A 25577-nucleotide genomic window follows, 5' to 3' on the forward strand; every position below is an offset into this window, starting at 1 on the left:
GGGGCCGACTCAGTCGGGAGCGCGTGCGATTGTCCGGGCATTCCCCGGGCTTTTCGAAACCGCAGGCCGAGTATTTGCGTATCACGAACCTCCGACCGACCGATCGACAGCCGCCCGGGCCCACTTCCCTTGAACGATCCTCTACAAAGCGCCTTCCTGGCCGCGTCGCCGCGCCTGTCTCCCCCCGCCACGCCGCTGCGCAGCTGGCTCATCCATGGGAGCGTGCTCGTGCTGTGGGTGCTGCTCTTCGCCATGGCGTTCAAGGCGGTCGATGTCGGGGCGTGGTCGGTGGGCGTGGCCTACGTGCTCTACGACACGGTGCTGCTGCTGTTCGTCGCGTGGATGACGCTGCCGATCCTGCGGCCCCGGCCGACGCCTTCACCCGCTGCGGCCGCCCGGCGCAACACCCTGGGCGTGATCGTCGCCTCGCACAACGAGGCCGCCGTTCTGCCGGTGACGCTGGCCGCCCTGCTCGCCCAGACCGACCTGCCCGAGCGCATCGTGATCGCCGACGACGGCTCGAGCGACGGCACGGCCGAGCTGCTCACCACGCGCTACGGGCTCGTCGCTCCCGAGCCCGGCGAGCTGAGCGCGCCCAGCACGTTGCATCCGTCGCTGCGCTGGCTGCGGCTGCCGCACGGCGGCAAGGCGGTGGCGCTGAACGCGGGCATCCTGCGCATCGACACCGACATCGTGCTCACGGTCGACGGCGACACCCTGCTCGACAGGCGCGCCATCGGCGCCGTGCGCCGCGCCTTCTCGGAGGAGCCGGAACTGGTCGCCGCCACCGGCGTCATCACGCCCGTGTGCAGCCGCACGCTGGCCGGCCGCTGTTTCCAGTGGTTCCAGACCTACGAGTACATCCGCAACTTCCTCTCGCGCTATGCATGGATGCGCGTCAACGGCCTGCTGCTGATCTCGGGCGCCTTCGCGGGCTTTCGCACCGAGGCGGTGCGCGCGGTCGGCGGCTTCGACACCGATTGCCTGGTCGAGGACTACGAACTCATCCACCGCCTGCACCGCCACGCCCAGGCCCACAGCCTGCCGTGGACCGTGCGCGTGCTCGGCGACGCGCAGGCGCACACCGACGCGCCGAGCAGCACCGGCGCCTTCCTGCGCCAGCGCCGCCGCTGGTTCGGCGGCTTCCTGCAGACGCAGTTCTGGTACCGCGCGATGGTCGGCGACCGGCGCTACGGCTGGCTCGGCGTCGCGATGCTGCCGGTGAAGGCCGTCGACACGCTGCAGCCGCTCTATGGCCTTGCCGCCTTCGGCCTGCTGCTGGTGTACCTGGCGCGCGGCAACCTCGGGGTGCTGGCGCCGGTGGCCGGCGTGATCGGCGCGAAGATCGTGCTCGACCTCGTCTTCCACCTGTGGTCGGTGCACCTGTACCGGCGCTGGGTCGGCAACGGCAGCGAAGCCAACTTCGTGCAGGCCTTCGCAGCCGCGCTGATCGAGCCCTTCACCTTCCAGATCCTGCGGCACACGGGTGCGGCATGGGGCTGGTGGATGTTCCTGACGGGGCGCGGAACCTGGGGCCGGCAGACGCGGGTGGGGCTGGTCGATGCCGATGGCGTTCGGCGCGGCTGAAGCTTCAGCCGCCGAACCGGAAGCTCGACACCACGAGCCCGCCCATGAACGCATCCTCGTGATACACGCGTTCGCCGGCTTCGCCTTCTGCCGCGCCAACGGCCACCATCAGCGGAATCAGATGCTCCTCGCGCGGATGCGCCATGCGCGCCGCCGGGGCTGAATCCCACTGCAGCAGTTGCGCGTTGCGCTCGCCGGCCGTGCTCTTCACGACGGCAGCGTCGAGCCAGTCATCGAAAGCCTTCGACACTCCGTGCGCCTGCGGACCGAAGTTGCGCAGGTTGTGGTAGCTCAGCCCGCTGCCGACGATCAGCACGTTCTCGTCGCGCAGCGGTGCGATCGCGCGGCCCAGCGCGAGGTGCTCGGCGGGGTCGAGGCCGCGGCGCAGCGACAGCTGGACCACCGGCACGTCGGCCTTGGGGTAGATGGCGGCCATGGGCGAGAACATGCCATGGTCGTAGCCGCGCTCGGGGTCGATCTGCACCGGCAGGCCGGCAGCGGCGATGAGCGACTGCACGCGCTGCGCCAGTTCGGGCGAGCCGGGCGAGTCGTAGTGCACCTCGTAGGTATGCGGGGGAAAGCCGCCGTAGTCGTAGATCATGGGCGGCCTGGCGTTGCCCTGCACGGTGAAGGCGGGCGCCTCCCAGTGGGCCGACACCATCAGGATGGCGGCGGGGGTGCGGCCGATCTGGCGGGGCATGTCGGCCAGCGAGGCTTCGAGCCGGTCGTAGGTCGGGCCCATCTCCTTCTTCATCCAGGGCCAGGGGCCGCCGCCGTGCGAGATGAAATACGTGGGCAGGCGGGGCGAAGCGGAAGTGTTGTCGTGGGTCAAGTCGATGCTCCTCGATGAAAGCGTTGGATCGACTGTAGACATTTCCTCCAAGGAAATCGACAGGCTACGATGCATCGGATCAGTTCCTGCCAGGAAATCTTCGACAAGGATGCGCACATGGACCGGATGACCAGCCTGCGGGTGTTCCGCGAAGTCGTGGAAGCGGGCAGCTTCGTGGCCGCGGCCGGGCGGCTGGGCATGTCTGCGCCGATGGCGAGCAAGCACGTGGCGCAGCTGGAGAAGTCGCTGGGCGCACGGCTGCTGCATCGCTCCAGCCGGCACCTGAGCCTGACCGAGGCCGGCACCGCCTGGTACGAACAGAGCCGCCGCGCGCTCGATCTGCTCGACGAGGCCGAGGCCGCCATCGGCCAGACCAGCGACGTGCCGCGCGGCCAGCTCAAGGTGAGCGCGCCCGTGTGGTGCGCCACGCCGCGCTTCGCCCGGGTGCTGGCCGACTACCGCGAGAAGTACCCGGAAGTGCTGGTCGACATGCACCTGGAGAACCGCAAGGTCGACCTCGCGGCCGACGGCTACGACCTCGCGCTGCGCGCCACGCAGGAGCCCTCGCCCGCGCTGATCGCCCGACCGCTGTGCCGGGTGCCCTTCTTCCTCGCCGGCACGCCCGCCTACCTGGAGCGCATGGGCGGCGTGCCCGCCGTGCCGGCCGACCTCGCGAAGCTGGGCGCCATCGTGCCGAGCTACGTGAACCTGGACAACCTTGCGCTCAAGGGCCCGGGCGGGCGGATGTTTCCGCTGCGTCTGGCGCCGGCCATGCGCTCGGACGACACCACGCTCACGCTGCACGCGGTGCGCGCGGACATGGGCATCGCCTACATGCCCACCTGGCTGATCGACGACGACATCGCGCAGGGCCGGCTGCTGCGGCTGCTGCCGGACTTCGAGGCCACGCCGGTGACGCTCTTCGCGGTCTACACGAGCCGGCAGTACATGGCGCCCAAGCTGCGTACTTTCATCGACTTCCTGGGCGAGCGGCTGGGCCCGCCTGCGGCGAGCCAGGGCAAGCCGCGCGGCCCGCTGAACGCTTCCTGAAGAACGCACCTTTTCGGGGCAAGGTCATGCATGCACGGCTAAAGTCCTGAGCTCTCCGGGAGACCTCGCTCTTGTTCCGCTTCTTCGAAAAACTCCTTCATCCCTACCCTGCCGCCGAGCCTCCGATGCCGCCGCAGGGCTTCTTCGCCTTTCTCTGGGCCTGCACGCACGGCGTGCGCGGCAAGATCGCGGTGATGGCGGTGCTCACCGCCGCCATGTCGATCTTCGAGGCAGCGCTGTTCGCCATCCTCGGGCGCATCGTCGACTGGCTCGCGGGCCAGGAGCCCTCGCGCCTGTGGCAGGAGCGCGGCGGCACGCTCATGTGGCTGGCGGCCTTCCTCGTCATCAGCATCGTGGTGGTGGCGCTGCAGACCATCGTGAAGCACCAGACGCTCGCGGTGAACCTGCCGATGCGCCTGCGCTGGAACTTCCACCGGCTGATGCTGGGCCAGAGCATGGCCTTCTACCAGGACGAGTTCGCGGGCCGCATCACGGCCAAGGTCATGCAGACCGCGCTGGCGGTGCGCGACACGGTGTTCGTGCTGGCCGACGTGCTGGTGGCCATGGGCGTGTACGTGGCCACCATGATCATTCTTGTGGGCGTGCTCGACGCGCAGTTGGTCTGGCCCTTCCTGATCTGGCTGGCGCTTTACATCGGTTCGCTGGTGTACTTCGTGCCGCGCCTGGGCAAGGTCGGCAAGGAGCAGGCCGACGCCCGCGCGCTGATGACCGGCCGGGTGACCGACGCCTACACCAACATCGCGACCGTCAAGCTGTTCTCGCACACGCAGCGCGAGGCCGGCTTCGCGCGCGACGCGATGCGCGAGTTCATGAAGACGGGCTACGGCCAGATGCGCCTGGTGAGCGCCTTCGAGATCGTCAACCACACGCTGAGCATGGGCCTCACGGCCGGCATGGCGGGCGTGGCACTGTGGCTGTGGTCGCACGGCGCGGTCGGCATCGGCGCCGTGGCGGCGGCCACCGCGATGGCGCTGCGGCTGCAGGGCATGTCGCACTGGATCATGTGGGAGATGACCAGCCTGTTCGAGAACATCGGCACGGTGCAGGACGGCATGAAGACGCTGTCGCGCCCGCGCACCGTGCTCGACGCGGCCGATGCCCGGGCGCTCGAAGTGCCGCGCGGCGAGGTGCGCTTCGAGCACGCGAGCTTCCGCTATGGCGACGCGGGCCGCCGCGTGATCGACGACCTCACGCTGACCGTGAAGCCCGGCGAGAAAATCGGCTTGGTCGGCCGCTCGGGCGCGGGCAAGTCGACGCTGGTGAACCTGCTGCTGCGCTTCCACGACCTGGAAAGCGGCCGCATCCTCATCGACGGACAAGATATAGCGCACGTCACTCAGGACTCGCTGCGCGGCCATATCGGCATGGTGACGCAGGACACCTCGCTGATGCACCGCTCGGTCGCCGACAACGTCGCTTACGGCCGGCCCGACGCGACGAAGGAGCAGATCGAGGCGGCAGCCAAACGCGCCGAGGCGCACGACTTCATCCAGACGCTGGGCGACGCCACAGGCCGGCGCGGCTACGAGGCGCACGTGGGCGAGCGCGGCGTGAAGCTCTCGGGCGGCCAGCGCCAGCGCGTGGCCATCGCCCGCGTGATGCTGAAGGACGCGCCGATCCTGCTGCTCGACGAAGCCACCAGCGCGCTCGACTCCGAGGTGGAAGCCGCCATCCAGCAGAGCCTCTACACGCTGATGGAAGGCAAGACCGTGATCGCCATCGCCCACCGGCTCTCGACCATCGCCGCGATGGACCGGCTCATCGTGCTCGACGAAGGCCGCGTGGTGGAAGAAGGCGACCACCGCACGCTGATGGCCCAGGGCGGGCTGTACGCGCGGCTGTGGGCACACCAGAGCGGCGGCTTCCTGGGCGACAGCCTGGAAGAAGACGAAGCGCTGCGCGCCTGACCGGCCTTCAGGTCGGGAGGGCGCCCGCCTCGTACTGCGCCACGAATTCGCCCGACGGCGGGATCGGCTTGATCACGTCGATCAGCACCCCGTTCGGATCGCGCGTGATGAAGTGGCGCTGGCCGAAGGCCTCGTCGCGCAGCGGCAGCAGGATCGGCAGGCCGGCGGCCTTCAGCCGGTCGTGCACCGCATCGGGATCGTCCACCTCGAAGTTCAGCAGCGTGCCGCCTGCCACCTGACCGCGCGCCGCGGCCGGGACGGTCTCGTGCCGGCCGTCGAGCACGGCCAGGTTCACCGAGGGCTCGTCAGCCAGCTGCAGGTGCACGTACCAGTCGCTCGTGAAGAGCGGCGTGAAGCCGAAGTGCGTCTTGTAGAAAACCGCCGTTCCGGCGACATCGTTGGTCATGAGAACGGGGTAGTAGCTCGTCACTTTCACGGTGGGTCCTTTCATCTAACATACAGACTGCATGTAAATTGAATATAACTTACAGACAGGCTGCATGTAAATGAGCAAGACCACATCGGCGACGGTCATAACCAACCGCGAGCGCACCGAAACGACCCGCCTCGCGCTGCTGGACGCGGCGCGCGCCCTCTTCGTCGGCAAGGGCTACGGCGACACCTCCACGCCCGAGATCGCGGTGGCCGCGGGCATCACGCGCGGCGCGCTGTACCACCACTTCGCCGACAAGCGCGACCTGTTCCGCCAGGTGCTGCAGCGCGAAAGCCAGGCCGTCGCGGCCGACATCGAGGCCGCCGCGCCCGAGCAGCTCTCGCCGCGCGAGGCGCTGCTGGAAGGCAGCAAGGCCTACCTGAACGCGATGACGGCGCCGGGCCGCACGCGGCTGCTGCTGATCGACGGGCCCGCCGTGCTCGGCATGGAAGAAATCATGGCGCTGGACGACACCACCTCGGCCGCTTCGCTGCGCGAGGGCCTCGTGCGTGCCGGCGTGGGCAAGGACGAGGTTTCGCTGGACGCCCTCACCCCGCTGCTCTCGGCCGCCTTCGACCGCGCCGCGCTGGCCATCGACGCGGGCGCCGATGTGGAAGAGACCCGCACGGCGATGCTGTGGCTGCTGGAGCGCGCGCTGGGCCCCGCTCGTAAACGCTGACAGCCCCCTCCGGCCCGGCGCTTCACACCCGCCTACAGCACGCGCCGCCCCCTGCCGACAGTCGGGCCGCAATGCCCGCGCGATGCTGGATTCATCTTCAACACAGAGGAGTCCTCGCGTGAATTCCATCATCTACATCGTCGGTCTAGTCGTGGTGGTCGTTGCCGTGCTTTCGTTCTTCGGCCTTCGCTGATCCCACCCCCCGCTCATCCCGTGAAACGGGGCCGCTCGCGGCCCCGTTCTTCGTCGTGGCGCGTCGTGGCCGGCCGGAAAGCGCCGGGCATAATTTGCGCGGCCTCGCCCTGCGCCGGGCCTCGATGACTGATACAGATACAGACTGGCTGCGAAGGGACCCTGTTGACCAACACCGCGCTGCGCGAACCCGCCTTTACGGACGCGGTGATCACCGAGGCGATCCGATGGACCGAGCAGAACGGTCCGCTCGACGATGCGCAGGCCCTGCGTACCGCGGCCTCCCGCGCAGCGGATTCCCACCGCCAGGTCACCGAGCGCGCGCTGCTGCTCGGCGAGCGCATCGGCCTGCAGCCTGAACTCGCGCGTGCCCGGCAATGGGCGCCCTGGGTGCTGCTCGGGCTCGCGGCGCTCATCGTCGTGGCCGGCCTCGGGCTCGCGGGCAACGTGGTCGGCGGCGGGGAGCGCCACATCAACGTGATCGTCGCGCTCGCGAGCCTGCTGGGGCTGCATGCGCTGACGCTGCTGCTGTGGCTCGTCGGGCTGTGGCTGCCGATCGGCTCCTTCAACACCGCCTCGCTGGGCTGGATCTGGCTGTCGCTCACTGCGCGCGTGGCCGGCGGCAAGCGCGGGCAAGCGCCGGTGCTGGTGCGCGCGGCCACGGGGCTGCTGTCTCGCGCGAAGCTTCTGCCTTGGGCCTTCGGGCTCGTGAGCCACGGCATCTGGTCGCTGTCGTTCGCGGTCGTGCTGGCCGCGATGCTGTTCGCGCTCGCGTTTCGCAGCTACACGCTGAGCTGGGAAACGACGATCCTCGAGCCGGAATTTTTCGTGCGTGCCGTGCAGGCACTGGGGTGGCTGCCGGCGAAGCTGGGCTTTCCGGTGCCCGATGCCGCCACGGTGATGGCCGCCCCTGGTGCCGCTAGCGCCGGCGGGCAACGCACCTGGGCGCTGTGGCTCACCGGCTGCATCGCGGTCTACGGACTGCTGCCGCGCATCGCGCTGGTGCTGCTGAGCGCAGGCGTCCTGCGCAGCTGCCGCAAGGCGCTGCAGCCCGACTGGCACGAACCCTACTACCGCAAGCTGCTGGCCCGCTTCGCCGCGATGGCGTCGGCCGCCATCGTCGATGCCGACCCGGGCCGCCTGCGCGGCGCCACGCCTTCGAGCCTGCCTGCATCGGAACTGCAAGACGCCATCTTCGTGCTCGGCTTCGAGCTGCCGCCCGACATGCCCTGGCCGCCAGCCGCGCTGCCCGCGGCCATTGCAGCGCAGGCGCAGCGCATCGACGGCAGCGCCCCCACACGCCGCGCCCTGCTCGATCAGCTGGCCCGGGTCCATCCACGCACGGTGCTGATGGTCTGCCACGCCGCCTCCAGCCCCGACCGCGGTACCGAGCGCTTCCTGCGCGAGGTGCTGGCGCATTGCGGCGAATGCCGCCTGTGGCTGGCCGACTCGCCCGGTGCCAACGCCACGCAGCGCTGGCTCGACTGGCTGCGCGACACCGGCCTGGAACGCGTCGCCGCCAGCGAACGCCTCGAAGCCGCCCTGCCCGAAAGCGCCATCGCTCCATGACGCAGCAAGCCATCCGCATCGCTGTGGTCGGCCACACCAACGCCGGCAAGACCTCGTTGCTGCGCACGCTCACGCGGCGCGTCGATTTCGGCGAGGTGTCGCAACGCCCCGGCACCACGCGCCATGTCGAATCGGTAGATCTCGAGGTGAACGGCGAGGCCGCCGTGCGCTTCTTCGACACGCCGGGGCTGGAAGACGCCGTCGCGCTGCGCGAGCACCTTGCCGCCGGCTTCGACGCGCAGGCGACGCCACCGGAGCGCATCCGCCAGTTCCTGCGCGGGCCCGAGGCGCACGGCGTGTTCGAGCAGGAGGCAAAGGTTCTGCGCACCATGCTCGACATCGACGCCGCCTTCCTGGTCATCGACGTGCGCGAGCCGGTGCTGCCCAAGTTCCGCGACGAGATCGAACTGCTCAACTCCTGCGCGCGCCCTGTGCTGCCGGTGCTCAACTTCGTGCGCGACGCAGCCAGCCGCGAGCCGGCGTGGAAGGAGCTGCTCTCGGCCTACGGCCTGCACGTGCAGGTGCGCTTCGATGCGGCGGCGCCCTTCGTCGGCGCCGAGCAGGACCTGTACGGCGACCTCGCCACGCTGCTGCGCGATCGGCGCGATCTGCTGCGCGGCGTGGTCGATTCGCTGGCCGCCGAGGCCGTGCGCCGGCGCGAATCGGCGTGCTCGCGCATCGCAAGCCTGCTGGTCGATGCCGCGGCTGTGCGCCGCACGGTGTCGTCCACCGAGTTCGCCGACGATGCGCGCCGCAAGGCCCTGGTCGCCGCGCTGCAGAAGGACGTGTTCGACAAGGCCCAGCGCTGCACCGACGACCTGCTCGCGCTCTACGGTTTTCGCCAGGGCGATGCCGACGAGGCGCCGCTGCCGATCATCGAAGGCCGCTGGACGCTCGACTTCTTCAGCCCCGAGGCCATGAAAGACGCCGGCCTGCGCCTGGGCAAGGGCGCCGTCATCGGCGCGGCGGTGGGCGTTGTGGCCGACCTGGCCGTGGCCGGCATCTCGCTGGGCGCGGGCGCGGCACTCGGCGGCGCCATCGGCGGCGCGGTGTCGCAGGGCCTGGGGCCGCTCGGGCGCAAGATTGCCAACAAGCTGCGCGACGTGCACGAGCTCACCGTGGAAGACGGCGTGCTGTTCACGCTGGCCGCATGGCAGCTGAAGCTCACGCAGGCGCTGGAACTGCGCGGCCATGCGGCCACGCAGCGCATCGCCACCGAATCGCCAGAGGACGGCGATGCGCCCACGCGCGCCGCGGCGGCCGCGGTTCGTGGCGCGCAGCCGGCGCGCAACCATCCCGAATGGGAATCCGGTGGCATCGCGTCCCGCAGCTTCTGGCGCCCGTCACCCCAGCGCGAGGCCTTGGTGGCGGAGTTGTCGATTGCGCTGCAACGCGCCTTCGTCGAAACGCCCTAGCGCCCTAGTTCACCAGCGCCTGCAGCCGCGCATAGTCGCCCGGCCGCGCGCCCAGTTGCTCTGGCGTCGAGCGCCTGACGACCCGCTCCTGGAACAGCTGCCGGTTGGCCGGCGACACGGTCATGCCCTTGTCGCGCAGGAACTTCTCGTCTTCCAGCTCCCCGGCGATCACGCCGACGTTGGTCCACTTGGCTGTTTCCACCAGCACCTTCTCGACCATCGCCTGCTGCTGCGGAGTCAGCTTGCCCCACGCGGCCTTGCCGATGACGATGCCCAGCGTGTCGTAGACGTGCGCGGTCAGCAGCACGTACTTCTGCACCTCGTAGAGCTTCTTCGACTTGACGATGTCGAGCGGGTTTTCCTGCGCCTCCACCTCGCTCTTCTTGAGCGAGCCGTACAGGCTCATGAAGGGCAGCGTCACCGGCTTGGCATCGACCGCGGTGGCGAAAAGCTGGTAGGCCGCGGCGGCGGGCACGTACAGGCGCAGGTCGCGGAAGTCTTCCGGCCTGGCCAGCGGTTTTGCCGATGTGACCTGGCGCGCGCCGTAGTAGACGGACGCGACCATGCGATTGCCGCTCTTCTCGTTGTAGCCCTTCATCAGCTCGGCCAGCAGCGGGCTCGCCAGGTACTTGCGCATGTGGTCGAGGTCCTTGAAGGCGAAGGGGTAGCTCCCCAGGCTCAGCGGCGGATAGCCCTCGGCCAGCGTGGCCTGCCCGACGTAGGCGATCTGCATCGAGTCGTTGGCCAGCATCAGCGGATAGTCGCCCTCCTGTCCCAATTTGGAAGAAGGCACCACCTCGATCCTGATCTTGCCTTCGGACTGCTCGGCGATCTTGCGCGCCGCCAGCTCGGCCTGCTGGTGGAAGATGCTCGTGGGCTCGTAGACATGGCCCCACTTGAACTGCAGCGCCTGCGCATGGGCAGCCACCGCGCCCGCGAACGCCAGGCAGAGAAAAACACCGGCGCGGCGCCACGGCAACAAGCTTTTCATCGACTCTCCCTCGGGTTGAGAACAGCCCGCACCCCATGCAAGATCGAAGCCACGCGGCGACGGGTGCCGGGCGAATGCGTCCGGCGCTGGAATCGTAAGTATTTGAAACCTTCTTCGTAATCGGGTTTGCCCGACTCCGGCTAGCGCGCCTACGATGCCTTGGCACATGACCCCTACGACCACTCTGCGCGCCATCCGCGCCGACATCACGACCCTGCGGGTGGACGCCATCGTCAACGCCGCCAACTCCTCGCTGCTGGGCGGCGGCGGCGTGGATGGAGCGATCCACCGCGCGGCCGGGCCCGAGCTGGTGCACGAATGCCGGCTGCTGGGCGGCTGCAAGACGGGCGACGCCAAGCTCACCAAGGGCTACCGGCTGCATGCGCGCTTCATCATCCATACGGTCGGTCCGGTGTGGCGCGGCGGCGACTCGGGCGAGCCGGAGCTGCTGGCCTCGTGCTACCGGCGTTCGATGGCGCTCGCGGCGGCGCACGGCGTTCGCAGCATCGCCTTTCCCGGCATCAGCACCGGCATCTACGGCTACCCCGTGGAGCCGGCGGCAAGGCTGGCGGTGAGCACGGTGCGGGAGGCACTGGCGGATGCCGCATCGCCGGTGGAGGAAGTCGTCTTCTGCTGCTTCTCCGCCGGAGACCCTGCCATCTATGAAGCCGTGCTGGCCTGATGCCGCATCGGCCCCTGAAGAGCCCCCCCCCCCACACCCATGACCGAATCCAAGTTCGAGCCCGACGACAACGACGGCAACGCCAACGCCGGCATGCGCAAGGGCCTCACCAGCTACGGCGACCGCGGCTTCTCGCTCTTCCTGCGCAAGGCCTTCATCAAGGGCGCGGGCTATACCGATGCCGCGCTCGACCGCCCGGTCATCGGCATCGCCAGCACCGGCAGCGCCTACAACCCCTGCCACGGCAACGCGCCTCAGCTCATCGAGGCGGTGAAGCGCGGCGTGATGCTCGCGGGCGGGCTGCCGATGGAGTTTCCGACCATCTCGGTGCACGAGAGCTTCGCCGCGCCGACCAGCATGTACCTGCGCAATCTGATGGCCATGGACACCGAGGAGATGGTGCGCGCGCAGCCCATGGACGCTGTGGTGCTCATCGGCGGCTGCGACAAGACCGTGCCGGCGCAGCTCATGGGCGCGGCGTCGGCCGGGCTGCCGGCCATCCAGCTCATCACCGGCTCGATGCTCACCGGCAGCCATCGCGGCGAGCGCGTGGGCGCCTGCACCGACTGCCGCCGCTACTGGGCCCGCTACCGCGCGGGCGAGATCGACGCGGAGGAAACGGCCGACGTCAACAACCAGCTGGTGGCGAGCGTCGGCACCTGCTCGGTCATGGGCACGGCCAGCACCATGGCCTGCATCGCAGAGGCGCTGGGCATGACAGTGGCGGGCGGGGCCTCGCCGCCGGCCGTGACGGCCGACCGCATCCGCATCGCCGAGCAGACCGGCGCGCAGGCGGTGCGGATTGCCCGCGAGCGCCTCACCATCGACAAGGTGCTCACCCCGGCCGCCTTCGAGAACGCGATGCGCGTGCTGCTGGCCATCGGCGGCTCGACCAACGGCATCGTGCACCTCGCGGCCATCGCCGGGCGCATGGGCCTGGAGATCGACCTGCACGCGCTCGACCGCATGGGCCGCGAAACGCCGGTGCTGCTCGACCTGAAGCCCTCGGGCCAGCACTACATGGAAGACTTCCACGCCGCAGGCGGCATGGCCACGCTGCTGCGCGAGCTCAGACCGCTGCTGCACCTCAATGCGCTCACGGTCACGGGCCGCACGCTGGGCGAGGAGATCGAGGCCGCCGGCCCCGGCTTCGCGCAGGACGTGGTTCGCCCGGTGGCGCAGCCGATCTACCCGCAGGGCGGCATCGCCGTGCTGTGGGGCAACCTGGCGCCGGGCGGCGCGATCATCAAGCAGTCGGCCGCCGACCCGGTGCTGATGGAGCACGAAGGCCGCGCCGTGGTCTTCGAGAACGCCGAAGACCTGGCGCGTCGCATCGACAGCGACGAACTCGACGTGACGCCTCACGACGTGCTGGTGCTCAAGAACATCGGCCCCAAGGGCGCCCCGGGCATGCCGGAGGCGGGCTACCTGCCGATTCCGCGCAAGCTCGCACGCGCCGGCGTGAAGGACATGGTGCGCATCTCCGACGGCCGCATGAGCGGCACCGCCTTCGGCACCATCGTGCTGCATGTGACACCCGAGTCGGCCATCGGCGGGCCGCTGGCCTACGTGCGCAGCGGCGACCGCATCCGTCTCAGCGTGGCGAATCGGGAGATCTCGCTGCTGGTGACCGACGAAGAGCTGGCAAGGCGCGCAAAGGAATCGCCGGTGGTGGAGCCCACCGCCGAGCGCGGCTACAGAAAGCTCTTCCTGCAGACCGTGACGCAGGCCGACAAGGGCGTGGATTTCGACTTCCTGCGCGCGCCGGACACCACCGGCAAGGTGCCGCGCTAGCCGGCGCGCGCCCGCACAATGGGCGCATGACCGACCGCTTCTATGACGAACTCGCCCCGCTCTATCACCTGATCTATCCGGACTGGAACGACAGCATCCGCGTGCAGGGCGAAAAGCTCTCGCAGCTCTTCGAGGCCGAATGGCCGTGCGGCGAGGCAAGCCGCAAGGTGCTCGACGTGTCTTGCGGCATCGGCACGCAGGCGCTCGGCCTCGCGGCATTCGGCCATGCGGTGACGGCTTCGGACCTGTCGGCCAACGAGGTCGAACGCGCGCGAAACGAGGCCCGTCAGCGCGGCCTAGACATCGACGTCTCGGTGTGCGACATGCGCGAGGCGCACACGCATCACGGCGGCGGCTTCGACATCGTGATCTCCTGCGACAACTCGATGCCGCACCTGCAGACCGACGCCGACCTGCTGACAGCCCTGCGCCAGATGACGGCCTGCCTGCGCCCCGGGGGCGGCTGCGTAGTCAGCGTGCGCGACTACGCGAAGGAAGAGCGCGGCAGCAACCTCGTGAAACACTACGGCGCTCGCGTGGACAACGGCAAGCGCCACGTGCTGTTCCAGGTCTGGGACTTCGATGACGGCGGCAAGGGCGAGCACTACGACCTGGGCTTCTTCTTCGTCACCGAGGACCTCGCCACGCAGGCGGTGAGCACGCGGGTGATGCGCTCGCGCTACTACGCCATTTCGACGACCCGGCTGTGCGAGCTCATGCAGGAGGCAGGGCTGAAGGACGTGCGGCGCGTCGACGGTGCCTTCTTCCAGCCCGTGCTGGTGGGCACGCGGCCCTGATCCGGAGCCGAGCCGGAGTTGATCCGGCGCTGGTTTTCAGGCTGTTTCAGATGGAGTTTCGAGGCCCCCCCGCTGGTCACTGTCCCGTCACGGGGCATACCTAGCATCCGGCGGCTTTCGTTTCTTCTTCAACAACACCTGAAAACCACATATGAAAAAGAGCGTTCCCGCGCCTGCGCCCCGTCCCGTTCTCGCAACCATCGCAGCAATCACGCTCGTCGGCGGCAGCCTGCTGATGACCGCATGCGGCGGCGGCAGCGGCGGCGGCATCTCCCTGCCGGTGCTCCCGCCGGCGCCCGCTCCCGCCCCGGCCCCCACGCCGGCTCCGCCCGCCCCCGCGCCGCTGGGCACGCTCGATGGCTCCGTGCCCCTGGTCATCGGCCACCGTGGCCTGCCGGGCCTGTATCCGGAAGAAACGAAGACCGCCTACGAAGCCGCCGCCGACGCCGGCGCCGACTCGCTCGAAACCGACCTGCACCTCACCAAGGACTGCGTACTGGTCGCGCGCCACAACCCCTGGCTGAGCGACAACACCAACATCGCCGAGGTCGCCAAGACCAACGCCACCGTCGCAGGCCGCAAGCGCACCGTGCCCGGCGTACTCGTGGACGTGAAGTACCCGCCCATCGCGGCCAACGGCCCGGCCCAGTACCTGAGCGATCTGACGGACCCGAACGATCCGAAGTCGGTGCTCAAGTCGCTGATCGTCGACGGCGAGGACCACACCAACGACTGGTCCATCACCGACTTCACGATGGACGAGCTGCGCCAGTGGATCCGCGGCACCACCTACGACGCCAGGGACCAGCGCCCCACCGACCTCAACGGCAAGCTGCCGATCATCAGCTTCCAGGAGCTGATCGACATCGCCAAGGCCAAGAGCGCCGCCACCGGCCGCACGCTCACCGTGTACCCGGAAACCAAGAACCCGATCTGGAACAACGCCCAGGCCATCGCCAACGGCTGCGGCCCGGCGGGCAGCCATCCACTGGAAGACGCGCTCCTGAAGGTCATGAACTTCAACGACCTCAACCGCAAGGACGCGCCGATCTTCGTGCAGAGCTTCGAGCCCGAGAGCCTGAAGTACCTGCGCTCGGCCGGCATGAAGGCCCGCGCTGTGCAGCTGGTGGACGGCAACGACGTCGACTACCAGACCGGCGAGATGATCTACGTCACCAACGACGTCTACACCTTCGTCGACGGCCGCCCCTACAGCTGGACGCTGGCAGGCAACCCGAAGTGGTTCGGCGAAATGCTCACGCCCGCCGGCCTTGCCGAGGTCAAGACCTACGCCGACGGCATCGGCCCGTGGAAGCCGCAGGTCATGGCCCACACCATCGTGCCCTTCGTCGCGGGCAAGGGCCTTGCCGACGTGAACACGATCAAGCCGACCAGCCTGATCGCCGACGCGCACAAGGCCGGCCTCTTCGTGCACAGCTACACCTTCCGCAACGAAGCCAAGTACCTGGCCGGCGTCTACAAGGGCGACCCGACGGCCGAGTACCTCGCCTTCTTCCGAGCGGGTATCGACGGCGTGTTCTCGGATTTCGCGAACACCGCCTTCGCGGCACGCAAGACCTACCTGAAGGAAACGGGCCGCTGAGCGAGGCCGAAAGCGAAAGCAGGCGGCGAACACGATGGACCCCGGAGAGCGCCTCAACGGATACAGCCATCTGCTCGGCCTGCTGCTCGCTCTGCCTGCGACGGCGCTGCTTCTCGTCAAGACAGTGCCCACCGGCGACGCCGCGCGCATCGCCGGCGCGCTGGTGTTCTCCCTCTCGGCGGTGGCGCTGTACGCCGCCTCCACCCTCTTTCACAGCACGCGCGGGCGCCTCAAGCGCATGTGGGAGCGCGCCGATCACTGCGCAATCTTCCTGCTGATCGCCGGCACCTACACGCCCTTCGCGCTGGTCACCATGCAGGGCCCCTGGGGCCTGCTGCTGCTGGCGACGATCTGGGGCGCGGCGATCTTCGGCATCCGGCGCGAGCTGGTTCCGGAGAAGAACGGCGCGCCGAAGAAGCCGTCGCTGCCGATCTACATCGGCCTGGGCTGGCTGGTGGTGCTGGCCGCGGCGCCGCTGGCCGCGCGACTCGATACGGCGGGACTGGTGTGGCTGCTGGTCGGCGGCGCCTTCTATACGACGGGCACCGTGTTCTATCGCAACCGGTCGGGCTTCAAACATGCCCACGGGGCGTGGCATCTGTTCGTGCTGGCGGGAACGACGAGCCACTACGTGGCTGTGGGCTGGTTCGTCCTGTAGTCCCCACGGCGGCGTCGCGGAGATAATTCCCGCCGATGATCGTCCGACCCCGTCCCCACTGGCTGCGCATGCTCTTCGTATGGCGCGGCTCCGTGCTGTCGGACATTGCGCCCCAGTTGCTGTGGACCACCGCCTTCGCGGTGCTGGTGACGGTGCTGCACGGCAGGCTCTTCCAGTGGAAGGTGCCGCTGAACTTCGTGCCCTTCTCGCTCATCGGCCTGACGCTGGCCATCTTCCTGGGCTTTCGCAACAGCACGAGCTATTCGCGCTACTGGGAGGCTCGCACGCTGTGGGGCACGCTGCTCAACGAAACGCGCACGCTGGTGCGGCAGGCGTTGACGCTGGCGGACGCGCCCTCGGAGGCGACGACACCCGCGATGCGGCTCATCGCCTTCGTCCACGCGCTGCGTCATCAGCTACGAGGCACCGATCCTTCTGCCGATCTCGCCCGGCTTCTGCCCGGGGAAGACGGCGCGCGCCTGCGTGCCGCGCGCTTCAAGCCCGCCGTGCTGCTGCTGATGGTGGGCGAATGGCTGCGCGACCAGCGCCAGCAAGGCCGGCTGGACCCTACCCTCGCTCAGGCCATGGAGCACCCGCTGGGCCGCCTGACCGAAGCGCTGGGCGGCTGCGAGCGCATCGCGGGCACGCCCATACCGTTCACCTACTCCGTCATCATCCACCGCACCATCTACCTGTACTGCGTGCTGCTGCCCTTCGGGCTCGTGGACGCAATCGGCCCGATGACGCCGGTGGTGGTCGCCTTCATCGCCTATACCTTCTTCGCGCTGGAGGCGCTGGGCGCGGAGATCGAGGAGCCCTTCGGCACGCAGCCCAACGACCTTGCGCTGGATGCGATGTCGCACACCATCGAGTCGACCCTGCGCGAGATGCTGGGGGAGCCGCAGGCTGTGCCGTCTCCGATGGCCGGGCGCGCGGGATACATACAGACCTGAGGAGCGAGCGACCGGGCGCTGGCGGTCTGCGATTCCTCGAACACGCAATTTCCCATGCTGACAAAGCCCAGGCATCCACTGCCCACCATGCTCGCGATCGTGGCGGGCGCCGTGGTCACGCTCCTCGCCGGCTGCGACCGCGCCGGCACCGCTTCGCAACCCGGCGCCGAAGAAATCGCCATCCGCACTGCGCCTGCCGAGCAGGTGTTCCAAGGCACGCTCGCGGGCCAGCCGGTTCATCTGGTGGTACACGACTGTGAAGTCCTTCGCGTGCAGCAGGGCGCGCAGGGCCGGATCGAATGGACGAGCGTGCTCGCCCCCGAGCCGTATCCCTTCCCTACCGCCTGCGAGCGCCAGTCGCTGAGCTTCGATGCGGGCCAGGTCACGGCGAAGCTCGGGCGTCGCGCCTTCGGCGCGGGCGGCTGCTGCGCCAGCGGCGGCACCTATCGTTCGGCCGATGGCCTCAACTGGAAGAAGCTCTAGCGCCCGGGATCGCGTCGAGGGCCGGATAATCCGGCTCCTTTCATCAAGAGGGTACGCATGAGAGCCGTCGCATCCGCCATCGCCATGCTCCTGGCCGCCGGCACGGTGTTCGCCCAAGGGACACAGGGCCCGTACGAGGGCCCCATCTTCGATACCCACCTGCACTACAACCAGGAAGCCTGGGACGGCAACACCGGTCCCTTCCCGCCTTCCGAGGCGCTTGCGCGCATGCAGCGCAACGACGTCCGGGCGATCATCGCGAACTCGCGCCCCAACGCCGGCACGCAGACGCTGGCTGCGTCGCGCGAGACACGGGCGGCGGGCGTGACGGTGGTGCCCTTCGTGCGCCTCTACCGCAACCGCGAGGACTACACCAACTGGTTCCGCGACGAGACAATCCACGAGATGGTGCTGACCGAACTCGCGCGCGGCACCGCCAGCGGCCCGTATCGAGGCCTCGGCGAATTCCATCTGTACGAGAGTGCGAACGCCAATGGACCGGTGGCGAAGAAGCTGATTGCGCTGGCGGAGCGCGAGAAACTCGCGGTACTCGCGCATGTCGACGACACGGCGGTCGACCTGCTGATGGCGAATGCACCCTCGAAGGGCCAGTCGCTTCGCCTCATCTGGGCCCACACGGGCATCGGTGGCACGCCGGTCGAGCGGGTGCAGGCGATGCTGGAGCGCTATCCGCTGCTGATGGGCGAGCTCTCGTACCGGCCGGGGCTGACCTGCGAGGGCGGCAGGCTCTGCCCCGAATGGCGCTCGCTGATCCTCAAGCATCCGGGGCGCTTCATGGTCGGCTCCGACACCTGGATCAACCAGCGCTGGAGCAGCTACGACGAAACGATGCGCGGCTACCGGGCCTGGCTGGGCGATCTGCCGGACGACGTGGCGCAGCGCATCGCCTGGGGCAACGCGGCCGGGCTGTTCGGCCTGCGCTGAAGCCGCGAAGCCTCAGCCTGCCAGAGCCGCTGCAGCAATCCGCGTGGCCGATGCGACCACGTCGTTGCGGTTCCTGGCATCCTTCTGCGGGAAGGTCAGGTACACGGACAGCACGATGGGCGCACCGGTCGGCGGCCACAGCACGCCGACATCGTTGGTCGAGCCGTAGGAGCCCGCTCCGGTCTTGTCGCCCACCTTCCAGCCTGCGGGAACGCCCGCCAGGAAGCGCTCTGTGCTGGTGGTGTTGCCCAGCAGCCAGGTGCGCAGCTGGTCGCGCTGCCCGGCGCCGAGCGCATCGCCCAGCACAAGGCGCTGGATGCTGTCGCTCATGGCCGCCGGCGTCGTCGTGTCGCGGGGATCGCCGGGAATGCTGGTGTTGAGCTCGGGTTCGGTGCGGTCCAGCCTGAAGGCCTGGTCGCCGATGCCGCGCGCGAAGGCGGTGACGGCGGACGGTCCGCCCAGCACCTTCAGCAGCAGGTTGGCGGCGGCGTTGTCGCTGTACTGGATGGTGGCGGCGCACATCCCGGCCACCGTTATGCCGGTGGCGACGTGCTTCTCGGTGATCGGCGAATGGTCGATCAGGTCGCCCTTGCCGTAGCTCACGTTCCTCGGCAGCAGGCTGGCGTCCTTCGCGCTGCGTTCGAGCACGGCGGCCGCCAGCATCAGCTTGAAGGTGCTGCACAGCGGAAAGCGCTCGTGCGCCCGATGCTGTATGTGCGCGCCGCTGCCGGTGTTGAAGCCGACCACGCCCAGGCGGCCACCCGCGGCGCTTTCGAGCGCGGCAAGCCGGGCCTCGGCGGAAGACTGCGATTCGGTGCCAGGCCACGCGGTGCACGCGCCGGCGAGCGGCAGCACCGAGGCACCGAGCAACAGGGTTCGGCGCTGGATGAGAGGGTTCATTTCGTTTTCTCTTTCTTTCTGCGAGTGGATGGAACGAAGCGAATGCTAGGAGCGCCCCTTGTGGCGATCCACCCTCCCGACGGTGTTTCTCGTCCCGGGTGTATCGGGTGTAACAACCCTGTTTTGCTAAACCGTTCGGTTGAACATCGCTCGGAATCGATCTATATTCAACCTCATGGTTGAACTAGAACTTGCAGACGACCGGCTCGACGCCGTCTTCCACGCCCTCGCCGACAGCACGCGGCGCACCATGCTGCAGCTGCTGTCGCACGGCGAGTGCAGCGTGGGGGAACTGGGCGCGCCCTTTCGCATGTCCTTCGCGGGAGCATCCAAGCACGTGAAAACGCTGGAGCGCGCGGGCCTCGTCTCGCGCACCGTGCAGGGCCGCGCACACGTCTGCCGGCTGGAGCCGTCCGCGCTGGCCATGGTCGATGCGTGGCTGAGCTACTACGAAGGCTTCTGGAGCAACCGTCTCGACGCGCTGGAGCAGGAACTGCGGCGCGATGCGGCATCCCGCAGGAAGTGAGCCTCTTTCTTTCTTCCTTCATTCATCCATCCACCCAAGGAGAGACTGCAAATGACGATCAAGCACAGCCTGGGCACCCAGGTCGAGCCCGGCACCCTGCGCATGGAGCGCACCCTGCCCGCCCCCATCGAGCGCGTATGGGCCTATCTGGTCGATTCCGACAAACGCGCCGCCTGGCTGGCAGGCGGCGTGTTGCCGAAGCAGTCCGGCGAACTCTTCGAGCTGCGCTTCGAACACACGAAGCTCACCGGTGAAGTGGCGCCCGACCGCTTCGCCGAGTGCCGCGAGCCGATCCACCAGAAATCGCGGCTGCTGCGCATCGAGCCGCAGAAGCTGCTGACCATCAGCTGGGACGAAGGAAGCGCCGCGCCGTCGGAAGTCAGCTTCGAACTCACGCCGCAGGGCGACAGCACGCGGCTCGTGCTCACACACAGGCGCCTGGCCAGCCGCAAGGGAATGCTCAGCGTGGCGGGCGGCTGGCACGCGCATGTCGATGTGCTCATCGACGTGCTCGCGGGAAACAAGCCCCAAGGCTTCTGGACGAATCTCGCCGAGGTCGCGAAGGAATACGAGACGCAGATTCGCTGAGCCGCGACGTTCCTCCTTTTCATTTTTCTCTCTCACGGGGCCCTCGGGCCCCGTTTCTTTTTCTGACTTCGAAGTTCGGAGAGCTTGTCAAACCGCTGTCACTCGGCAAACGCAATATTCGAGGCATTCAGAGCATTTGTGTGTTTTGTTGCAAATGAATTCTCTTGCACAAACACATGTGGAAACACGCAAGCCCACGGCTCGAGCCACGGGCCGGCATCTCAATACTTCGAGGGAAAACATGACCAGAGGAATGAACGCGCGTCGTGCGCGGGCGTGGGGAAGCGCTTGTGCACTGCTGCTTCTCGCGGCTTGCGGTGGCGGTGGAGGCGGCGGCACGGGCATCCCGCTCGTCGGCACGCCACCGGCCAGCGGCGGCGGCAGCAATACGCCACCGCCGTCGGTCAACCAGGGCAAGAGCGGACCCAAGGCACTGGTCGTCGAGATCGACGGCCTCACGCATTCGGCGCTTCGCGATGCGATGGCGCAGAACAAGGTGCCGGCCCTGCAATCGCTGCGGGTCGCGCCGGCCTGGACCGGCGGCGCCAACGGCACGCCGAGCGAACAGCGCACCACCGACGGTCCCGGCTGGGCCACGCTCCTCACCGGCACCTGGGCCCAGCGCCACAACGTGCGCTGGGACACAACCGACCAGCGCATCGACATCAAGCTCGCGCCCTCCGTCTTCGCTCTCGCCAGGCAGAACAACAAGGCAGCCGGCTACAGGACGGCCTCCGTCACTGCCGGCTCGCTCTATCCGCTGCTGCTCGCGAACGAAGCGGGCACGGTGGACAGTGCCGTCGACTGTGCGGGCGCCGACGCCTGCGTTACCGACCGCACCGCGCAATTCATCGACGCCGGCTACGACCTGCTGGTGGCGCAGTACGGCGCGCCGGCCGTGGCCGCGGGCAACGGCCTGAAGAGCGACGCCTACCAGCGCTCCATCGCCGACACCGCCATCGGCGTAGGCAAGCTGCTCGCCCGCATCGCGCAGCGCACCACCAACGACCCGAAGGAAGACTGGCTGGTGATCCTCACCACCGGCCACGGCCTCGATGCCTTCGGCAGCGCCACCGGCCTGCAGGACAACAGCAGCAAGACCATCTTCATCGCGAGCAACAAGACGCTGGCGGCCCAGCCTGGCGTCGGTGCCGCCGCTGCGGCCGACGATACGCTGCTGGCGCTCGCGTCCGCCACCGACATCGCCCCGACCGTGCTGCGTCACCTGGGCGCGCTGCCGGCGGCGACGGACTACCGCTTCGCCGGCCAGGCCCTGCAGGCCTCGACGTCGTTGCGCAGCCTGGCTGCCAGGACGGGCGCGGACAAGCGCAGCATCGAACTGTCGTGGACCCTGGCCGGCAACACGACCTCCGCGGTGCAGGTGCTGCGCGACGGCAAGGTGGTGGCCACGCTGCCGGCCGGCTCCACCGCCTACACCGATCCCATCGTCGCGGCGAGCGACGGGGTCTACGCCTTCCAGTACACGGTCGTCGCGGGCGAAGCCAGCGTGGCGCTTGCCGCGCAGATCTCGTATGTCGCGCCCGAAGCACCCGTGACGCTCGCTCCCACGCTCGCGAACGGACTGCTCAACTACTACCCGCTCGACGCGCTGCCCGGCGTGGACGCGAAGAACGCTTCCACGCTCGCGCCGTGGGCCTCCGATGCCAACGGCGGCTCGCTGGTCGACGACGGCTTCGCTGCGCCCTACAAGGCCAAGGCGCTGCGCATCGACAGTACGGTGAAGAACGCCAGCGGCATGGCCGGCTACCGCCTCGTGCAGAACAACGACGTCACCACTAACGCCGCGATCACGGCTTTCACCATCGGGTTCTGGATGCGCACCGATGCCACCTGCAGCCAGGGGGTGAGCAATGGCGGCACGGTGATCGGCAACAAGAACTACACCACCGGCGGCAACGCGGGCCTGGCCATCGGCCTGTTCGGCAGCTGCGAGATCCGCTTCAACGTGGGCACGGGCAGCGCGCGCGCCGACAGCAACGGCTACAGCTTGAGCGCGGGCCAGTGGGCCTACGTGGCGGTGGTCATCGACAAGGCGGCACTCACCATGCGCGGCTACGTGATGGACCCGGTCAGGGGCACGCAGACCAACAGCACCGCCATCACCACCGCGCTGGTCGACAAGCTCGGCGGCCTGGGCAACGGCCTGGGCCTCAACGAGGACGGCACCGGCCTGTACTACCAGCGCGAAAGCAGCTCGCCGCGCGGCGCCATGGACTTCAACGACTTCGCGATCTGGAACCGCGCGCTCACGAGCGCCGAGCTCAACAGCATCTTCAAGTCGGGGCAGCCCCTGTCGACGCTGCCCTGACCCCGATCACCTTCAGCCCCAAGACAACGACGCCTTCAGAGGACTCCAACCATGCAACTTCACCCACGTCTCCTCGTGCGCCTCGCACCCGCGCTCATCCTGGCCTGCGTCCTGTCCGCCTGCGGCGGCAGCGGCGGAGGGGGTGCCGGCTTCGTCGGCACGCCGACGACGCCCACCACGCCGACGACACCCACGCAACCCGATACCGGCGCCGCTCCCGTGAAGAGCTGCGCCCCCTGAGCTCCACATCAAGCCCTACGCCATACCCCAACAAGAGAAGAACAGATCCATGACGAATTCACGTCGCAAGTTCCTCACCGGCACCGCCACCACCGGCGCGGCCGCCCTCGCGCTCTCGGCCTTTCCGCCCAGCATCCGGCGCGCGCTCGCCATTCCGGCCAACAACGCCACGGGCACCATCAAGGACGTCGAGCACATCGTCGTGCTGATGCAGGAGAACCGCTCCTTCGACCAGTACTTCGGCACCCTGATGGGCGTGCGCGGCTTCGGCGACCGTTTCACCATTCCGCTGCCCAAGGGCATGAATGTGTGGCAGCAAAGCGATGCCAACGGCAAGGTCATCCTGCCCTACCACCTCGACAGCCGCAAAGGCAACGCACAGCGCGTGAGCGGCACGCCGCACTCGTGGAGCGACGGCCAGAACGCCTGGGACGGCGGCCGCGCCTACCAGTGGCCGCGCTACAAGAACAACGCGTCGATGGGCTACTTCAAGGAAGCCGAAGTCACCTTCCAGTTCGCGCTGGCCAATGCCTTCACGCTGTGCGATGGCTATCACTGCAGCATGCACACCGGCACCAACTCGAACCGCATGTTCCACTGGACCGGCACCAACGGCCCGTCGGGCGAAACCGCCGCCGGCCCCGCGGGCGTGGCCTCGGTCGTCAACGAATGGGACGACATCGGTGCCTCGACCAGCGGCTACGAGTGGAAGACCTATCCCGAGCGGCTGCAGGAGGCCAAGGTCAGCTGGTTCATCTACCAGAACATGCCCGACAACTTCACCGACAACCCGCTGGCCGGTTTCAAACAGTACCGCAAGGCCAACGAGGCCTCGGGCAAACCCGTGAGCAACGACACGACGTCGCCCGCCTACGACCCAGCCAGCGACGATGCGGGCAACCCGCTCTACAAGGGCATCGCCAACACCATGCCCGACGGCGGCTTCCTCGAACAGTTCCGCCAGGACATCAAGAACGGCAAGCTGCCGCAGGTGTCGTGGATCATCGCGCCGGCCACCTACTCCGAGCACCCCGGACCGTCGAGCCCCGTGCAGGGCGGCTGGTACATCCAGCAGGCGCTGGACGCGCTCACCGCCGTGCCCGAGGTGTGGAGCAAGACCGTGCTGCTCATCAACTTCGACGAGAACGACGGCTACTTCGACCACTATCCGTCGCCCGCGGCACCCTCGCTCAACCCCGACGGCACGATGGCCGGCAAGACCACGCTGCCGGAGTCGGACCTTGCCGTGGAGCGCTTCACGCACCCGAAGCCGCCGGGCACCAGCAGCCAGCCCGCACCCGACGGACGCGTGTACGGCCCCGGCGTGCGCGTGCCGATGTACGTCATCTCACCCTGGAGCCGCGGCGGCTGGGTCAACTCGCAGGCCTTCGACCACACCTCGGTGCTGCGCTTCATCGAGGCGCGCTTCGGTGTGAAGGAAACGAACATCTCGCCGTTCCGCCGCGCGGTGTGCGGCGACCTCACGAGCGCGTTCAACTTCGCAACGCCCAACAGCGAAGCACTGCCCACGCTGGCGGGGCGCACCACCAAGGACGCCGCCGACAAACTGCGTGCCGACCAGCAGGCGCTGGCACAGGTGGCGCTGCCGCTCGACCCGCAACTGCCCCGCCAGGCCACCGGCTCGCGCCCCTCGCGCGCCCTGCCCTACGAACTGCACGTGAGCGGACGCAGCGACGCCGTCAAGGGCCAGATGCGGCTGATCTTCAAGAACAGCGGCAAGGCCGCCGCCGTGTTCCATGTCTACGACAAGCTCAACCTCGACCGCCTGCCGCGCCGCTACATGGTCGAGCCCGGCAAGCAGCTCGACGACACCTGGAACCCGGGCGCCGACAACAGCGGGTTCTACGACCTCTGGGTGCTTGGCCCCAACGGCTTCCATCGCCACTTCAAGGGCGACTTGAACCGGCTGCGCGCAGGCGGCGCGCCCGACCCCGAGGTGCGCGTGTGCTACGACATCACCAACGGCAACGTCTCGGTGGAAATGCTCAACGGCGCGAACGGCACGGCCAGGTTCACGGTGCGCGCCAAGGCCTACCGCGATGACGGCCCGTGGACCGCAACGGTCGCGGGCGGTGCCAAGGCCGAGCAGGCCTGGGTGCTGGCGAGCAGCGGCCAGTGGTACGACTTCGCGGTCACCTGCGACTCCGACCCGGCCTTCTACCGGCGCTTCGCCGGCCGCGTCGAAACGGGCAGGCACTCGGTGAGCGACCCGGCCATGGGTCTGGCCGATCTCTGACCACGGCATCGATGCGTGATCACGCGATCGTGTGATCGTGTGATCGCGAAGTCACCTGATCACGCCCGCGCCGGACATTCGGCGCGGGCACAATGGCGCGGCTTTCGCGCCTGTTCCGGGGCGGCCGTCTCGCAACGCCGCCTTTT

Annotated in this window: 23 protein-coding genes; 19 read left to right on the plus strand and 4 right to left on the minus strand. The window is 68.5% G+C overall.

Annotated features, from left to right (window positions below):
- The first annotated feature begins 129 nt into the window (after window positions 1-129).
- Complete coding sequence (locus ABL838_RS18455; protein ID WP_418121415.1) at window positions 130-1587, plus strand: glycosyltransferase family 2 protein; 1458 nt, start codon at window positions 130-132, stop codon at window positions 1585-1587.
- Window positions 1588-1591: 4 nt separating this feature from the next.
- Here ABL838_RS18455 and ABL838_RS18460 read toward each other — a convergent pair whose 3' ends face one another.
- A complete protein-coding gene (locus ABL838_RS18460) occupies window positions 1592-2419 on the minus strand; it encodes a DODA-type extradiol aromatic ring-opening family dioxygenase (RefSeq protein WP_418121416.1) in 828 nt (275 codons plus the stop codon).
- 117 nt (window positions 2420-2536) lie between these two features.
- Between ABL838_RS18460 and ABL838_RS18465 the strand changes: the two genes are divergently transcribed.
- Together ABL838_RS18465 and ABL838_RS18470 are read left to right on the plus strand one after the other, a co-directional pair.
- A complete protein-coding gene (locus tag ABL838_RS18465; RefSeq protein ID WP_418121417.1) occupies window positions 2537-3469 on the plus strand; it encodes a LysR substrate-binding domain-containing protein in 933 nt (310 codons plus the stop codon).
- Window positions 3470-3594: 125 nt separating this feature from the next.
- Window positions 3595-5397 carry an ABC transporter ATP-binding protein gene (locus ABL838_RS18470; protein ID WP_126022145.1) on the plus strand — a complete coding sequence of 601 codons (1803 nt, stop codon included), beginning with the start codon at window positions 3595-3597 and terminating at the stop codon, window positions 5395-5397.
- A gap of 7 nt (window positions 5398-5404) precedes the next feature.
- Here ABL838_RS18470 and ABL838_RS18475 read toward each other — a convergent pair whose 3' ends face one another.
- Window positions 5405-5833, minus strand: a complete 429-nt coding sequence (locus ABL838_RS18475) for a VOC family protein (RefSeq protein WP_418121418.1) — start codon at window positions 5831-5833, stop codon at window positions 5405-5407.
- A 70-nt stretch (window positions 5834-5903) separates the two neighbouring features.
- Between ABL838_RS18475 and ABL838_RS18480 the strand changes: the two genes are divergently transcribed.
- The 3 genes from ABL838_RS18480 (at window position 5904) to ABL838_RS18490 (ending at window position 9685) form a co-directional block, all read left to right on the plus strand.
- Window positions 5904-6509, plus strand: a complete 606-nt coding sequence (locus tag ABL838_RS18480) for a TetR/AcrR family transcriptional regulator (protein WP_126022003.1) — start codon at window positions 5904-5906, stop codon at window positions 6507-6509.
- A 357-nt stretch (window positions 6510-6866) separates the two neighbouring features.
- Window positions 6867-8270 (plus strand): DUF2868 domain-containing protein, encoded by a 1404-nt coding sequence (locus tag ABL838_RS18485; protein WP_418121419.1) that lies wholly within the window; start codon window positions 6867-6869, stop codon window positions 8268-8270.
- Window positions 8267-9685: a GTPase/DUF3482 domain-containing protein gene (locus ABL838_RS18490; protein ID WP_418121420.1), complete on the plus strand. Its 1419-nt coding sequence runs from the start codon at window positions 8267-8269 to the stop codon at window positions 9683-9685. Before ABL838_RS18485 ends, ABL838_RS18490 begins: the two co-directional genes overlap by 4 nt.
- A gap of 4 nt (window positions 9686-9689) precedes the next feature.
- On the opposite strand, the gene ABL838_RS18495 is transcribed toward ABL838_RS18490, so the two are convergent.
- Window positions 9690-10676, minus strand: a complete 987-nt coding sequence (locus ABL838_RS18495; RefSeq protein ID WP_184637047.1) for a sialic acid TRAP transporter substrate-binding protein SiaP — start codon at window positions 10674-10676, stop codon at window positions 9690-9692.
- 166 nt (window positions 10677-10842) lie between these two features.
- Between ABL838_RS18495 and ABL838_RS18500 the strand changes: the two genes are divergently transcribed.
- The 8 genes from ABL838_RS18500 to ABL838_RS18535 all read left to right on the plus strand — a co-directional run bounded on the left by ABL838_RS18500 (window position 10843) and on the right by ABL838_RS18535 (window position 18591).
- Window positions 10843-11358 (plus strand): O-acetyl-ADP-ribose deacetylase, encoded by a 516-nt coding sequence (locus tag ABL838_RS18500; RefSeq protein ID WP_418121421.1) that lies wholly within the window; start codon window positions 10843-10845, stop codon window positions 11356-11358.
- Window positions 11359-11397: 39 nt separating this feature from the next.
- Window positions 11398-13152 (plus strand): IlvD/Edd family dehydratase, encoded by a 1755-nt coding sequence (locus tag ABL838_RS18505; RefSeq protein WP_418121422.1) that lies wholly within the window; start codon window positions 11398-11400, stop codon window positions 13150-13152.
- 26 nt (window positions 13153-13178) lie between these two features.
- On the plus strand, window positions 13179-13949 hold the full coding sequence (locus tag ABL838_RS18510; protein ID WP_418121423.1) for a class I SAM-dependent methyltransferase: 771 nt from the start codon (window positions 13179-13181) through the stop codon (window positions 13947-13949).
- Window positions 13950-14100: 151 nt separating this feature from the next.
- Entirely contained in the window at window positions 14101-15552 is a 1452-nt protein-coding gene (locus ABL838_RS18515) for a glycerophosphodiester phosphodiesterase family protein (RefSeq protein WP_418121424.1), read from the plus strand.
- Window positions 15553-15586: 34 nt separating this feature from the next.
- Entirely contained in the window at window positions 15587-16210 is a 624-nt protein-coding gene (trhA, locus tag ABL838_RS18520; protein ID WP_418121425.1) for a PAQR family membrane homeostasis protein TrhA, read from the plus strand.
- 35 nt (window positions 16211-16245) lie between these two features.
- Window positions 16246-17163 (plus strand): bestrophin family protein, encoded by a 918-nt coding sequence (locus ABL838_RS18525; protein ID WP_418121426.1) that lies wholly within the window; start codon window positions 16246-16248, stop codon window positions 17161-17163.
- A 54-nt stretch (window positions 17164-17217) separates the two neighbouring features.
- A complete protein-coding gene (locus tag ABL838_RS18530; RefSeq protein ID WP_418116842.1) occupies window positions 17218-17646 on the plus strand; it encodes a hypothetical protein in 429 nt (142 codons plus the stop codon).
- Between the two features lie 57 nt (window positions 17647-17703).
- Complete coding sequence (locus ABL838_RS18535) at window positions 17704-18591, plus strand: amidohydrolase (RefSeq protein ID WP_418121427.1); 888 nt, start codon at window positions 17704-17706, stop codon at window positions 18589-18591.
- A gap of 12 nt (window positions 18592-18603) precedes the next feature.
- Here the strand turns inward: ABL838_RS18535 and bla are convergent, their stop codons facing one another.
- Window positions 18604-19491, minus strand: coding sequence for a class A beta-lactamase (gene bla, locus ABL838_RS18540; protein ID WP_418121428.1), 888 nt, complete (start codon window positions 19489-19491; stop codon window positions 18604-18606).
- A 175-nt stretch (window positions 19492-19666) separates the two neighbouring features.
- Here bla and ABL838_RS18545 point away from each other — a divergent pair, with 175 nt between their 5' ends.
- The 5 genes from ABL838_RS18545 to ABL838_RS18565 all read left to right on the plus strand — a co-directional run bounded on the left by ABL838_RS18545 (window position 19667) and on the right by ABL838_RS18565 (window position 25431).
- Window positions 19667-20017, plus strand: a complete 351-nt coding sequence (locus tag ABL838_RS18545; protein WP_418121429.1) for an ArsR/SmtB family transcription factor — start codon at window positions 19667-19669, stop codon at window positions 20015-20017.
- Between the two features lie 51 nt (window positions 20018-20068).
- Window positions 20069-20605, plus strand: a complete 537-nt coding sequence (locus ABL838_RS18550; protein WP_184637025.1) for an SRPBCC family protein — start codon at window positions 20069-20071, stop codon at window positions 20603-20605.
- 241 nt (window positions 20606-20846) lie between these two features.
- Entirely contained in the window at window positions 20847-22934 is a 2088-nt protein-coding gene (locus tag ABL838_RS18555) for a LamG-like jellyroll fold domain-containing protein (protein WP_418121430.1), read from the plus strand.
- 51 nt (window positions 22935-22985) lie between these two features.
- The gene (locus ABL838_RS18560) at window positions 22986-23174 is read left to right on the plus strand and encodes a hypothetical protein (protein WP_184637023.1); all 189 of its coding nucleotides are present in this window, start codon (window positions 22986-22988) and stop codon (window positions 23172-23174) included.
- 49 nt (window positions 23175-23223) lie between these two features.
- Window positions 23224-25431, plus strand: coding sequence for a phosphocholine-specific phospholipase C (locus ABL838_RS18565; RefSeq protein WP_184637021.1), 2208 nt, complete (start codon window positions 23224-23226; stop codon window positions 25429-25431).
- Window positions 25432-25577: the final 146 nt, after the last annotated feature.

The organism is Variovorax sp. 160MFSha2.1, from assembly GCF_048305075.1.
Classification (GTDB): domain Bacteria; phylum Pseudomonadota; class Gammaproteobacteria; order Burkholderiales; family Burkholderiaceae_C; genus Variovorax; species Variovorax guangxiensis.